Annotated in this window: 14 protein-coding genes; 4 read left to right on the top strand and 10 right to left on the bottom strand. The window is 68.0% G+C overall.

Annotation, left to right across the window (positions count from 1 at the left end; translation table 11 throughout):
- Nucleotides 1-13: 13 nt before the first annotated feature.
- The 7 genes from RBS60_RS03880 to RBS60_RS03850 form a co-directional block, all read right to left on the bottom strand.
- Nucleotides 14-883: a carbohydrate ABC transporter permease gene (locus RBS60_RS03880; RefSeq protein WP_374049208.1), complete on the bottom strand. Its 870-nt coding sequence runs from the start codon at nt 881-883 to the stop codon at nt 14-16.
- Nucleotide 884: 1 nt separating this feature from the next.
- Entirely contained in the window at nt 885-1,850 is a 966-nt protein-coding gene (locus RBS60_RS03875) for a sugar ABC transporter permease (RefSeq protein ID WP_307956207.1), read from the bottom strand.
- Nucleotides 1,851-1,854: 4 nt separating this feature from the next.
- Nucleotides 1,855-3,156 carry an extracellular solute-binding protein gene (locus tag RBS60_RS03870; RefSeq protein ID WP_307956206.1) on the bottom strand — a complete coding sequence of 434 codons (1,302 nt, stop codon included), beginning with the start codon at nt 3,154-3,156 and terminating at the stop codon, nt 1,855-1,857.
- A gap of 79 nt (nt 3,157-3,235) precedes the next feature.
- On the bottom strand, nt 3,236-4,252 hold the full coding sequence (locus RBS60_RS03865; protein WP_307956205.1) for a LacI family DNA-binding transcriptional regulator: 1,017 nt from the start codon (nt 4,250-4,252) through the stop codon (nt 3,236-3,238).
- Nucleotides 4,253-4,729: 477 nt separating this feature from the next.
- The gene (locus tag RBS60_RS03860; RefSeq protein WP_307956204.1) at nt 4,730-5,299 is read right to left on the bottom strand and encodes a dihydrofolate reductase family protein; all 570 of its coding nucleotides are present in this window, start codon (nt 5,297-5,299) and stop codon (nt 4,730-4,732) included.
- Nucleotides 5,300-5,347: 48 nt separating this feature from the next.
- The gene (locus tag RBS60_RS03855) at nt 5,348-6,127 is read right to left on the bottom strand and encodes an SDR family NAD(P)-dependent oxidoreductase (RefSeq protein ID WP_307956203.1); all 780 of its coding nucleotides are present in this window, start codon (nt 6,125-6,127) and stop codon (nt 5,348-5,350) included.
- A gap of 126 nt (nt 6,128-6,253) precedes the next feature.
- The gene (locus RBS60_RS03850; protein ID WP_307956202.1) at nt 6,254-7,051 is read right to left on the bottom strand and encodes an alpha/beta hydrolase; all 798 of its coding nucleotides are present in this window, start codon (nt 7,049-7,051) and stop codon (nt 6,254-6,256) included.
- Nucleotides 7,052-7,102: 51 nt separating this feature from the next.
- On the opposite strand from RBS60_RS03850, the gene RBS60_RS03845 reads away from it, so the two are divergent.
- The 3 genes from RBS60_RS03845 to RBS60_RS03835 all read left to right on the top strand — a co-directional run bounded on the left by RBS60_RS03845 (nt 7,103) and on the right by RBS60_RS03835 (nt 9,834).
- Nucleotides 7,103-8,425 (top strand): peptide synthetase, encoded by a 1,323-nt coding sequence (locus RBS60_RS03845; RefSeq protein WP_307956201.1) that lies wholly within the window; start codon nt 7,103-7,105, stop codon nt 8,423-8,425.
- Between the two features lie 148 nt (nt 8,426-8,573).
- Nucleotides 8,574-9,176 (top strand): DUF1214 domain-containing protein, encoded by a 603-nt coding sequence (locus tag RBS60_RS03840; RefSeq protein ID WP_307956200.1) that lies wholly within the window; start codon nt 8,574-8,576, stop codon nt 9,174-9,176.
- A 1-nt stretch (nt 9,177) separates the two neighbouring features.
- Nucleotides 9,178-9,834, top strand: coding sequence for a DUF1254 domain-containing protein (locus RBS60_RS03835; RefSeq protein WP_307956199.1), 657 nt, complete (start codon nt 9,178-9,180; stop codon nt 9,832-9,834).
- 93 nt (nt 9,835-9,927) lie between these two features.
- Here the strand turns inward: RBS60_RS03835 and RBS60_RS03830 are convergent, their stop codons facing one another.
- From RBS60_RS03830 to RBS60_RS03820, 3 genes are read right to left on the bottom strand one after another with little or no spacing between them, the layout of a single operon-like run.
- A complete protein-coding gene (locus tag RBS60_RS03830) occupies nt 9,928-10,899 on the bottom strand; it encodes a 2-dehydropantoate 2-reductase (RefSeq protein ID WP_307956198.1) in 972 nt (323 codons plus the stop codon).
- A gap of 42 nt (nt 10,900-10,941) precedes the next feature.
- Entirely contained in the window at nt 10,942-11,229 is a 288-nt protein-coding gene (locus tag RBS60_RS03825) for a muconolactone Delta-isomerase family protein (RefSeq protein ID WP_307956197.1), read from the bottom strand.
- A gap of 14 nt (nt 11,230-11,243) precedes the next feature.
- Nucleotides 11,244-11,966, bottom strand: a complete 723-nt coding sequence (locus tag RBS60_RS03820) for an alpha/beta hydrolase family protein (RefSeq protein WP_307956196.1) — start codon at nt 11,964-11,966, stop codon at nt 11,244-11,246.
- Nucleotides 11,967-12,165: 199 nt separating this feature from the next.
- Between RBS60_RS03820 and RBS60_RS03815 the strand changes: the two genes are divergently transcribed.
- Nucleotides 12,166-12,819, top strand: coding sequence for a hypothetical protein (locus RBS60_RS03815; protein ID WP_307956195.1), 654 nt, complete (start codon nt 12,166-12,168; stop codon nt 12,817-12,819).
- Nucleotides 12,820-12,856: the final 37 nt, after the last annotated feature.

The raw sequence follows: 12,856 nt of genomic DNA, 5'->3' as shown, positions 1-12,856 counted from the left end.
GGGTTCCTTGGGGTCAGCCCTTGACGCTGGATCCGAGGTCGGTGGAGGTGAACTGCCGCTGGAAGGCGATGAACAGCGCCACCGCCGGGGCAGCGAGCACGCACGCGCCAGCGAGGATCGCGCCGAAGGGGTTGGCTGTGGACGAGGCGATGTTGGAGATGTAGTTGGCCAGGGAGACGGCCAGGGGCTGCATGGCGGCATCCTTGGTGACTAGGAACGGCCAGAGGAACTCGTTCCAGGGTCCGATGAACGTCAGGAGCACGGCGGTGACGAGCGCCGGGCGCACCAACGGCAGGGCGATCCCCCAGAGGATCCGCAGCTCGCCCGCGCCGTCGATCCGCGCGGCCTCGAATAGGGAGGACGGCAGCTGGAGGAAGTACTGCCGGAAGACGAAGACCGCGGTCGAGTTGATCACGAACGGCAGAATCATCCCGAGGTAGTTGTCGGCGAGGCCGTAGTCCCGCACGATCATGATGTACAGCGGGATGAGCAGCAGCTGGAACGGGATCATCTGCACCAAGAGCATGAGAGCGAACACGAACCCTCGCCCCCGGAAGCGCATCTGCGCCATGGCGTATCCGGCGAGGACCCCGAACACCACGGTGCCGAGGATGACGCCGCCCGTGAAGATCCCCGAGTTCACGAGGCCGCGGGCCAGGCTGATGGAGTCGTTGATGTTCGTGTAGTTCTGGCCGGTGAGGTTGCCCGGCTGGGGGAAGGCCCCCGCGACGCTCGTGTCGGGGCTCGTCTGCAGCGATCCCATGATCATGTAGTAGAAGGGGAACAGGAAGGCGACGGCCCCCAAGCACAGCAGCACGAGGCTTCCCGGCCTGAGGTTCCGATCGGTGCTGCTGCGGCGGGCGGTTCGATGGGTGCTGGCCATCTCAGCTCTCCTTTCCGCCGACAAGGCGCTTCTGGATGAGGGTGACGACGAGGATCCCCGCGACGAGGATGACGCCGAGGGCAGCCGCCACGTCTGGGTTCCCCTGCAGGATGCCCTTCTGGTACATGAGGAACACCGGCGACGAGGAGGCCCCGTCGGGTCCGCCGCCGCCCGTGAGGAGATAGGGCTCGGTGAAGAGGTTCGCGCCAGTGATCGTGGCGAGCACGACGACGAGGACGCTCGCCGAGCGCACGCCCGGCACGGTCACGTTCCAGAACTGGGCCCAGCGGCCGGCGCCGTCGACCGACGCCGACTCGTAGAGCTCGGATGGGATGTTCTGCAGCGCTGCGAGGTACAGCAGGATGAAGAACCCAAGTTGCTTCCACGTCACGTAGAGCGCGACCGTCGGCATCGCCAGCCAGGAGTTCACCAGCCAGGACGGCTGGGGCGCGACCGGACCGAGGATGCTGTTGACGAGGCCCTCCTGCTGAAACAGGAAGAGCCAGACACCCACGACGGCGACGCTCGCCGTCACGTACGGTACGTAGAAGGCGACCCGGAAGAACGTTCTGAACCGTCGCACGCTGTTCAGGGCGGTTGCCAGCACCAGGGACAGTCCCACGGTGAGCGGGACGTTGATCACGAGGAAGACAAGGATGTTGCCGAAGGACTGCTGCACCGCGGGGTCCGAGAGCACCGCGACGTAGTTGTCCAGGCCGACGAAGGGGCGGTCGACCGTGACCCCCGGAGCCGTGAAGTAGTACTGGTGCAGGGAGATGTAGACCGCGAACCCGAACGGGACCGCCAGCACGCCCAGCACGTAGACGACGTAGGGCAGGCTGAACAGGATCCCCAGCGGGTGGGCCCCGAGCAGACCCGGACCCCGTGTCCGGCCCCGCCCGCGCCGGACCTCGCCCGCTGTGGGCTTCAGGGCCGGCGCGGGCGCTGCTGTTGGCTGGTGGTTCATGGCGCTACTTCTGCCCCACGAGCTGGTTGATCTTGTCCGCAGCGCCCTTGAGGGCGTCGTCGACACCCTGGCTGCCGAAGATCACGGACTTCGACCATGCGTCACGGAAGGTCTGCCACACCTGGACCGAGTTGGAGACGTTCGGGACCTCGACCGTGCGGGAGGCCTGGTCGGCGAACTGCTGGTAGGCGGGGTTCTTGGCGAAGTAGTCGCTGTAGGTGCTCGTGAGCCCCTGCCGCATCGGCATCTGGCCGGTGCCCTGCAGCAGCTTCCCGTCTTCGTCCTGGCTGGTGGCGAACTTCATGACGTCCCAGGCCGTGCCCTGGTTCTTGCACGCGGAGTACATGGCAACGTTCTTGGCGTCGGAGAACGTCGAGACCTTGTCCTGCTGCTGCGGTGCCGGGATCGGCACAGCGCCCCAGTTCACCTTGCCCTTGTAGGCGTCGATGGCCCACGGGCCAGCCAGCGCCATCGCGGACTTGCCCTCGCCGAAGGAGTCGCCCTGGTAGGTCTCCTTCGAGGCTAGGTTCTCCTGGTAGAGGGTCCGGAAGAGGGTGGCAACCTGCTTGCCCTGGTCATTGTCGAACGTGGCCTTGCCGTCCTTGACCAGCTGCTGGCCGCCGGTCGCTGCGGCGTAGAACGGGTAGAAGTCGAACCACGGCTGGTAGAAGTCGCTCGACGGGGACGGCCACACCGCGGTCTTGACGGCCCCGGACTTCACGAGGGTGCGTGCCGTGTCCAGGAACTGCTGCTGGGTGCCCAGCTGGGGGTGGTCGGGGTCGAGTCCCGCCTTCTTGAAGAGGTCCTTGTTGTAGAAGAGGACCACGGGGTTGGACTTCCACGGCATCTGGTAGAACTTGCCGTCCGAGGACTTGTACTGGTCCGCGAGGGCTCCCGTCCTGTCCTTGATGTACTGGGCCGCGTCGGGGAACGAGTCGAGGGGCACGAGGCCGCCCTGCTTCTGGAATTGAGGAACGGCCGCCGGGGCTGTGTTGAACACGAGGCATGGGGCGTTGCCAGCAGAGATGGCCGCTCCGATGACCTCCTCCGAGCTCTTTCCCGCGGGGATCTCCTGGCCTTCGACCTGCTGATCCGGGTGCGCCGCGTTCCAAGCGGACACCATCTCCTTGCCCCACTTCACCTCGGCGGCGTTGTTGGAGTACCAGATCTTGATGGGTCCCTTCGCAGCCGCAGCGCTTGTCTGGGCGGAAGAACTGGACCCTCCGCCGCATGCGGCGAGGCTGGCTCCCAGCAGCGTGACGGCGGCGGCCGTGAGGATGCGGGCAGGGGTGATTGCGCGCTTCATTGCGTCTCCTTCAATCGGATAGTTCATTTGCACGTGTCCTCCGGACGCTTGAGGTCAGAGGACGAAGGTGTTCAGGGGGTCAGTCGACGGCGGGAGCTGGGCCACTGGAGCCGCGGACGATAAGCCGTGGGGCCGGTAGCACGATGTCGGGTGCGCTCTGAGCACCGCCAACGAGGGACAGGAGGAGCCCTGCCGCCTCCCGGCCCCACGAGATCGGGTCAGCCTCGATGGTCGTCAGAGGCGGGTTGAGGTATTGGGCGAACTCGGCGTTGTCGTATCCGACCACGGACAGGTCCTTGGGGACCGAGTAGCCAAGGGTCTGTGCTTTGGATTGTCCTGCGGTGGCCATGATGTCGTTCGCGTAGACGATCGCCGTCGGCGGCCAGTTCCGTTGCAGGAGCGCCGATGTCGCCGACGCCCCCTGCTCAGCGGTGAAGTCGGCTTCCACGAACAATTCTGGTTCGAGGCCCGCCTCCACCATGGCCTCCGCCCACGCAAGCCTGCGCGCCCTGCCGTGGACGTACCCTTGGGGGCCGCCGACATGGGCGATGCGTCGGTGTCCGAGCGCCACGAGATGCCGCACGGCATCCTTGACGCTTTCGCTCCCCTCGAGGGACACCGCCGGAAAGGGGGAGTCGATCGCGGGCCGATTGAGCGTCACTGCCGGAAGTCCGAACCCGCTCAGGAGATCGATCCTTGAATCGTCCATACGCAGATCGGTAAGGATGAAGCCGTCAACCCGGCCGGCGGCGAGCTTGCGGTAGGCCGCCTCAGCCGCGTCGCCGTGCGCCACAGCCAGGACCAGGGTGAACTCATGGGTCGCCAAGACGGATTCGATGCCGGCGATGAATCCGGCGAAGAATGGGTCGGTTCCCAGCAACTTCGGGTCCCGCTCGAGCACGAGGCCAATTGCGAACGTCCTCGACGAGGCCAGCCCCCTCGCCATGAGGCTGGGTGACCAGCCCAAGCTCTCGGCGACGGATAGGATCCGTCGCCGGGTGTCCTCCCCCACGCCCTTGTGCCCGTTCAGAGCCAGCGAGACGGTGCCCTTGCTGACCCCAGCGGCCGCAGCGACGTCGCTAATTGTCACCGCCATGTTCCACCTCCTTCGTGATCCAGCTCACTAAACCGGTTCGGTACCCAAGCTAAACCGGTTTTGTTCTGCTCGTCAAGAGCTGAGGTCGAACGGGTGGGGCGGACGTCCAGTTGACAGGTCGGTGCGGCGACATGCGGGTTCTGGACCCGGCCACTTCATAGTCTTCAGGCGCCGCGTCTTTGATGGCACTGTCTGCGCCACTGGGTCCTGGGTGCGGATCGGGTCACCGCGCGCTTGGCAATGGCGAGTTCGATGCTCTGCGCTCCGAAGGCGGCGAGTCGCATTGAGAACCGCGTCGAGGAGGCAGGCGTCCTCGACGCAAGCGGCGCAGACGATTTCGCTCGGTTCCAGGCCGAGTAGGCTTGAGGCGAAATCCTCATGGCCGCCCCAGGGAATGACAGCCTCGTCGCGAGGCAGATGGAACGGTGAGGTGCCGCCCACGACGGCGGGTGCGCACCCGCCGTCGCTCGCTCTACGTCAGCGCCGCGTCGCGTACCGGGTCAGGACGACGCCGCCGGGGAACGTTCGCGTTTCCACGAGATCCAGGTTCACCCAGGCATCCAACCCGGTGAAGAACGGTGTGCCGCCGCCGACCAGGACCGGGTAGGTGGCCAGCATGTACTCGTCGATGAGCCCGGCCCGCATGGCCGCCGCGGCGAGGGTTGGGCCGCCGATGGTCATCGGGGCGCCGTCCTCGACCTTGAGCCGGCTGATCTCGGCGACCGCGTCGCCGGTGACCAGGCGGGTGTTCCAGTCGAGGGGCCCTTGGAGGGTCGAGGAGAACACCACCTTCGGCGTGTCCCGCCAGTTCCGTGCGAAAGCAATCTCCGCCGGGGTGGCGCCTGGCTGCTGGTCGGCGGTGGACCAGTAGGGGCTCATGGTCTCCCACAGCTTGCGCCCGTACAGGGTCAGGCCGCTCGCGAGCTCCTGGTCGAGCCACCACTGGAACAGCTCGTCGCTGGGCGGCCCGCTCCAGCCGATGTCGTCGCCGGCCGCGGCGGTGTAGCCGTCCAGGGTCACGTTCATGCCGTAGATCAGTTTCCGCATGGCGCTAGCCTTCCACCGGACGGCCGCCGGCGTAAGACCAGCGTCGGTTCAGGAACTCCGGTAGCGGCTGGCGAGCTCGACGCTCTGGGCCCCGAAGGCGGCGAGGTCCGCCGTGAAGACCGCGTCGAGCAGGCTCGCGTCCTCGACGCCCGGGGCGCACACGGTCTCGCCCAGCTCGAGGCCCCGCAGGCTCGCGGTGACAACGTCGTCGGCGCTCATGCGCGGCACCGCACTCAGGTCGAAGCCCTGCCGCTCGTGGAACTCGGTGGCAACCACGCCCGGGCATACGACCTGCACGGTCACCCCGGTGCCCTCGAGCTCCGCGCTGAGGGTCTGGGACATCGCGACGAGGTACGCGAGGCTCCCGCCGTAGACAGCGCGGCGTGGCATCAGGGAATGCGGGGCTGGCCCGCTGAAGGCGATCATGCCGGCCACGTTGATGATGGTTCCCTGGCCGCGCTCCTGCATACCCGCGACGGCGGCGCGGGTGAGCATCGTAGGCGCGAGGACCTTGACGTTGACGAGTTCGGCTGCTTTCTCGGCCGGAAGCTCAGCGAGGGGCATGTAGTGGGCGACACCGGCATTGTTGACCAGCATGGCCAGCGGCTCACTCGCGCAGATTTCAGCGACGGTGTCGATCCCGGCGGTGGTGGACAGGTCCGCCGCCACGGTCCGGACCTTGACCTCGGGGTGGGAGCCGGCGAACTCCTCCAGACGGTCCTGTCGTCGGCCCGCGATCACCAGATCGTAGCCCTCTGCGGCGAGCCGTTCGGCGTAGGCTCGGCCGATCCCGGACGTGGCGCCTGTAACGAGTGCGAGCTTGCTCATAGTGACTCCTATGCGTCCTCGGCCACGGGCCCGCGCGCCGTCAGGCGGGGCCATGTCGGTTTCTTCTACGGTGCTGGGATTCACACGCTAGTCGGTTGCCTGCGTCCTCTCCAGCGCGCGCCGCGCTCAGAAGGGAACGTCGCCGCTGCCAACGGTCGTGACGAACTCCGCGAAGAGCCCCGGCCACGCCATGATCCCGTACGGCGTCCGCGCCACGACGATGCGGCTGTGCGGCATCCGGGCGTGCAGCTGCTGCGCCGTCGACAACGGGTGCGAGCGGTCCCCGCTCCAGGCGAGAATCAGCGCAGGCACCCCGATGGCTGCGACGTCCTTCCCCTTCGGCAGGTCGGTGGCCGCCGCGCCCCGCATCACGGCCGGCAGGAGGCGTTCGGGCACGGCCACACTCGTCTCGGGCGCATGGGCGAGCGCAGGCGGCGTGGGCGCCGTCGAGCCTCGCTGCACGAACGCGGCAATGCCCTCCTGCTCGACCATGGCGGCGTTGGCCAGATAGGTCTCGCTCTGGGAGGCCCGGCGCTTCCACGCCGTCGGAGGCGTGACGAGGGTCAGCGACGCGAACCTCGCGGGATCCTTCAGCGCCGCGTGCAGGAGGGTCCCGGTCCCCATGGACGGCCCCACCCCATGCACCTCCTCGCCCGGCGCGACGTGGTCGAGGAGGGCAAGGAGGTCGTCGGCGAGGCTGGGCCAGCTGTAGTCGGCCTCGGCGAGCGTCCCGGTGGAGCGCCCATGCGCGCGGGCGTCGTAGCGCAGGATGCGGTGGTCGCGCAGTGCCCGCGCGAGGTTGAGGCCGAGCTGTCCGTCGCGTTCGCGGCTGGACGTCAGCCCGTGCAGCTGCACGACGAGGGGACCGGTGGAACCGGCGACGTCGTAGTCAAGACTCGCTCCGCGCGTCTGGAATGAGGCCACGAGCCCTCCCGTGTGCCTTCTCGAAACATCTGGGCCCTAGACTACGGCACCATGCGGCTCACCACGGTTGCCCACATGGCCCTGCCCGAGGGCTCGCTCGACAGCTTCGCCGTGCGCGCCGAGCCCGACCCGGCGCGCGAACTGCCCGTGTCCTACGACCAGGGCCGCCACGTGGGCCGCGGCGACCGCGAGGGGTCCTGGATGGCGGTGTCCTTCCGCCTCCCGCGTGCTGCGGCGGGTGCCGCGACCCGTGCCGCGCTCAGCGAGGCGTGGCAGGCGGTGATCGCGCGCCACGGGACCCTGCGCACCGTCTTCTCGCCCGACGGCCCGCGGGTGCGGCTGCACGAGGCAACGGTGGACGACGGCGCGTGGCGATCGCACGAGATGGGCGCCCACGGGACAACGCGCGACGCGCTCCGGGCGCTGCTCGACGCCGAGTGCCGCCCGTACGCGGCGCCGTCATACCTCCTCGCCCTGGTCACACCGGCCCCCGGCGAGCCTGACGCGCGCCCCGTCGTCGTCGTCGCCAGCGACCACGCCCACGTCGACATGTGGTCGCTGCTGATCCTGGCCCACGAGGTGCTGGCGGGGACGGATCCCGCGGCTCGTGATTCAGCGGCTCCGGATCTTGCGGCGCCGCCCGCGGTGTTCGCCGACCACACACGCGCCCTCGCGGCGATGCCGGAGGCGCCGGCTGGGGTGATCGCGCACTGGCGGGAGATCCTGCGGGCGGGCGGCGGCGGGATGCCCGTGTTCCCGCTGCCGCTGGGCGATGTTTCGCAGCCCTCCCCCGCCGTCGTGGAGGTACGCGACGTGCTCAGAGAGGACGAGCTCTCCCGTCTGGAAGAACGCGGGCGTGCGCGGGGGGTGCGACTCCTTCCGGCCGTGCTGTCCGAGCTCGCGCGGCTGTTCCAGGACCTGGCTGGCGCGCCGCTGCGAGCGGTGTTCCCGGTGCACTCGCGCAACGAGCAGCGGTGGCGAGAGTCAGTCGGGTGGTTCATCACGAACGCCGTGCTCGACATCGCCGAACCGGACCCAGCTTCCTGCGCCGCGGCCGTCGATGAGGCTGTGCGCCTTGGCGCCTACCCCTTGGCTCCGATCTTCGAGCGCATTGGCAGCGCGGAGGAGCCCCCAGGGATGTTCGCGATCTCGTGGCTCGACATGCGCCGCATGCCGCTGGGCATCGACTCCGCACTCGAACCGCAGTTCGTCTCGGCGATGCTGCCCACGGACAACATCATGGTCTGGTTCATCGTCGCGGGGGACGGGCTGCACCTGCGCTGCCGCTACCCGGACAACCCTGTTGCCCGCACCACCGTCGGCGCGTGGCTCGACGAGTTCACGCACCGGATCGCGGAGGCTGCGCGCGCGTGACCGCGGGCCGGCTGGCCGGGTTCCGGCGGGGATGAGCACGACGTCGAGCATCGCCTCGCGATGGACGCTCACTCCCGAAGGCGGTGGCACGCGCCCGAATTCCGACGCGTCGTTGTGCTGCTCGGGTCTGCGCGGCTAGTGTGCGGACATGGCAGGCATCCTCGCGTGGGTCGCGCAGTCCGGGGTGGTGCAAGGGGTCATCATCGGCGCCACACTGGCGTTCCTGTCGGCAATCCTCATCATGAATGCTGTGATCCGGGCCGTCACGACGACCGCCAATGGCTGGAGCGTCATCCGCGCGTGCGGCCGTCCCGAGAACGGCGTCCTGGTGCGGGCAGCCTGCGCGAAGGCCCTGCCCGCGGTCAATGTATTTGAAGAGGCCGCATACTTCACTGCAACCACAGACGGCTCAGGGCAGATCCTCAGCGGCGCACATGCATACAACCTGCGTTTCCCGGCAGGCGAACTGCCGCCGCATGACGCCTTCTGGTCCCTCACCGTGACCGACGTGGTCGGGTACATGGTGAGCAGTCCGATGGAGCGCTCGAGCTTCGACGATCGTTCAGACCTCGCGAAGAACGCCGACGGTTCCGTTGATATCTACCTGCAGCACGATGCCCCGGCAGGGCGTGAGCAGAACTGGTTGCCCATTCCTTCGGGCAAATTCAAACTGATGCTCCGCGTGTATCTGCCGGGTGCGGAGATTCTCAACGGCACGTACCGAATTCCGCCTGTCGCGAGGGCGCGGTGACATGAACCGTCTCATTCTGAAGTATTCGTACCCCTTGACCGTCGTCATCCTCGTGGTCTTCGCGTGGGTCGTCTACCAGCGGATCTCGCGCGGCTGGAGCGAGATCATTCCACTCGCAGTGGCCGCCGGGATCGTGTGGGTGCTCGGCACGGCGGCGTTCATCTACCTGTGGCCGCGGCTCACGGTCAACGGCTTCAAACGGGCCTTCCTCAAGCACGGGCTCGGCGGCGGCCCGGTCCCCGTCAACACCCTGTACGCCGCGCCCAGCACCTCATCCGCGTCGGCGGCGCCTGGGAGCCTCCTGGCAACCGGGACCGACGATGTGCTCTACATCGGCGGCTGGCTCGACCTGACGAAGGGGCCGCACGTACTGCATGTGCCCGACATGGGCGAGCGCTATTACAGCGTGCAGTTCACCGACCCGTCGAATAGCGCCAATTTTGCCTACGTCGGCAAACGCACCACGGGTACCCGTGCCGGTGACTTTGTCATCAGCGGGCCGGGCTGGCAGGGGACGGTGCCCGGCGGCATGAAGCGGATCGCCTCGCCAAGCCGTTCGGTTCTCGTGGTGGGTCGCGTCTTCGTCGCCAGCGAAAGCGATCTTCCTGCCGCCTACGGGCTTGCGCAGCAAGTACAGCTCGCCCCGCTCGACCGCTAGTCCTAGCCCGCAATCGGTGCGAGGCGGACCGTCGTCGGCTTCATCCAGGCGGAGGTCGCCGACCGCGTGAATGACATGTACCCCAGGATCTGCTCACGCCAAGTCTGGAGGAAGGGCCTCGGTAGCCGTGGAGCCTGAGGCACGGTCCGCTGCCTTGGCCCGGTCGTGAACACGGAGCTGCAGCAGGGCTAGGTCTGTCAGAGGCGTCTCGACCCCGAGTTCGCGTGCGGTGGCGGCGAAGTCCCCGACAAGGTGCTCGCCCTCGTGTTCTCGGCCCTCTGTGAAGTCGCGGTACAGGGAGGGGACGAAGGGCGAGCCCGGCTGGGTCAGCATCTCGAGCGATGATCGATGCGAGGAATCGGATGCCGGGTATCCCGCAGCGTTCAGGACCCCTTCGGTTTCGGCGAGCACTTCACGGATGAAGTCCCGCCCCTCCGGCATCGCCGCGATCTCGCCGAAGCTGGCGCGCATGAGGATCGATCCGACTCCTGAAGCCACGATGAACGCCCACTTGTGCCACATCGTCGTCAGAATCTGCTGCGTGACCCGCAGCTTGTAGCCCGGCACGGAGAGCTCGCGCCCGACGTCGTCGGCGCGGGCGGCGGGACCCCCGGGCTGGGCGCCGAGGACGATCTCAGCCAACGGGAGCACCTGGCGGATCGCGCCGTCCGGCGTCACATGGGTGACGACGCGCACGGATCCGCCGAGCACACGATCCGTGCCGAACCGGTCGTTGAGGAGCCGAAGGTGCCGCATGCCGTTGAGGATCGGAAGGACCAGCGTCTCCGGGCCGATCGCAGGTCCGAGCTGGCCGAGCACGGTCTCGAGGGCGCTCGCCTTGACGGCCAGCATCACGAGATCGTACGGCCCGTCGTCGAGCTGCTCGGCGGTCAGAGCGCGCACCTGCACGGTCTCATCGCTATCCGTGCCGATCAGCCGCAGACCCCCGCTCAGCTGTTCAGCGCGCCCTGAACGAACCAGGAAGGTGACGTCCCGACCGGCCTGGGCGAGCCTCGCCCCGAAATAGCCGCCTGTCGCCCCAGCACCCGCGATCAGTATCCTCATTGCCTCGCCTCCTCCGTCAGGGTACCCGTGCGCCGGGGCGTCTCACTCGGGCCGCAGCATCTGCTCCTGCGGGTGCGTCGCCAGGGCCTCGACGGTGATCGTCTGCCACTGGAACGTCGGCAGCCCCGAGAGCACCTCGTGGAGCACCGTCGCATCGTCGGCCTCGTACCAGCCGATCGCCGTGCGGGTGCCCGGCACGCGCCACAGGCGGCGCAGGATCCCGCGGTCCCGCAGCTGCTGGGCATACTCCCTTTCGGCGGCCTTGATCCGGGATGCCTCTTCTGCCGGCAGAGGAGGCATGCGGTTCTCCTGTCTCACCAGGAATTCCATGGTCGTCTCGCTGTCTAGTCTGCCGATGCCAAGGCAACGGACCGGAGGAGGTGCCGCGCGAGCAGCTCGGGGTCGGTGACGAGGACCTCGTGGTCGGCGTCGAGCTCACTGACGTTCCAGCCGGCCGCGGCGGCGCGGCCCGCGAATGGGGTGAATGGCGTGCGCCAGCCAGAACACAGCAGGTAGTCGCCGGTGAACGGGAGGTCCGCCAGCCCGTGTCCGATCGAGTCCATGTACGTCTTCGCAGGCTGGGGCGTGAGCCGCGGAGTGAGTTCGTCGATGACCCGCTGGTCGGTGACGCCGAGGTTCGCGACGGGCCGCGGGTCGATCACGAGTCCATCGTTCTCCCGCGCGGATTCGAGGTAGTGGGCGGCCGCGTGCTCGGGGAGGAGCGCGATGGCGGCTTCACCGCGCTCGGGCAGGAAGCCGTCGACGATGACGAGCCGCTTGATCCGGTCGGGGATCTCGGCAGCGACCCCCGTCACGACCATCCCCGCGTAGCTGTGGCCGACCAGGATGACGTCGTCCAGGTCCTCCGTCTCGATCACGGCCCGCACATCGGCGATGTGGGTGTCGAGTCCGACGGCGGGAGTCAGCAGATGTGCACGGTCGCCGAGGCCCGTCAGCGTCGGCGTGAAGACCCGAGCGCCTGCTGCTACCAAGAGGCGTTCCAGCGGTCTCCAGCACCAGGCCCCGTGCCACGCCCCGTGGACGAGCACATACGTCTCCTGATCCAAGTGCTGCTCCTGTTTCACCGTTGCCGTCACCTTACTTTCGTCCGCCGCTGTTCTGAATAGCGCCACTGAATAGCGCCACTGTTCTGAATAGTACGGGCGGCCCCGAGCTCAGGAATCGGAACCGTTTCGGAAAGATGCTCGGTGTTGACGGTCCAGCTGGTTCGACATTCCCCACTCATCGCGTGGGTAACCTTGAGGCATGGCTTCTTCCGCACCGACTCCCGAGACGAGGTGGGAGCCCCTCGCAGCGCAGGCCGTCGCGGATCTGCTCGCGTCGTCGCCCGTCCGCTGGTGGCTCTCGGGCGGCGCAGCCCTCGACCGCTGGCTGGGCGCGCCGATTCGCGAGCGCTCCAACACGGATGTGAGCGTGGTGTTCGGAGACCTGCCGCAGCTCGTGGCGAGCCTGCCCGCGGGATACGACGCGTGGGCGGTGCGCGACGACGACGATCTCGTGCCGTTCGCGGAGATCCAGGAGGGCGATGAGGTGCAGCCCGTGCTCGTCCGCGATATCGAGCAGGATGCATGGGTGTTGAAGGTCAACGTGGAGGACGGCGCGCCGCGCGCCTGGGTGTACAAGCGCGACCCGCGGCTGCAGCTGCCCTGGGACCGCGCGGTGCTCGACATCGACGGCATCCCCACCGGTGCGCCTGAGGTGCAGCTGGTCTGGAAGGCACTGCGGCCGCGCCCGGAAGACGACGTCGACAAGGACGCCGTGCTGCTGCGGCTCTCCGACGAGGCGCGCGCCTGGTACGAGCGCTGCATCCTCTCGATCCACCCGCACTCGTCGTGGTCGATCCACGTGCGCAGCCCCTTCGCGCCGGCGAAGGCCAGCTGGAACCGCAAGCGCAGCTGACCCGGCTAGCCTCGCCGCTGGCGCGGCAGTTTCACCC

Origin of the sequence: Sinomonas sp. ASV486 (assembly GCF_030908215.1) — a bacterium.
GTDB lineage: Bacteria > Actinomycetota > Actinomycetes > Actinomycetales > Micrococcaceae > Sinomonas > Sinomonas puerhi.
This window is presented reverse-complemented; position numbering and strand designations above follow the sequence as displayed.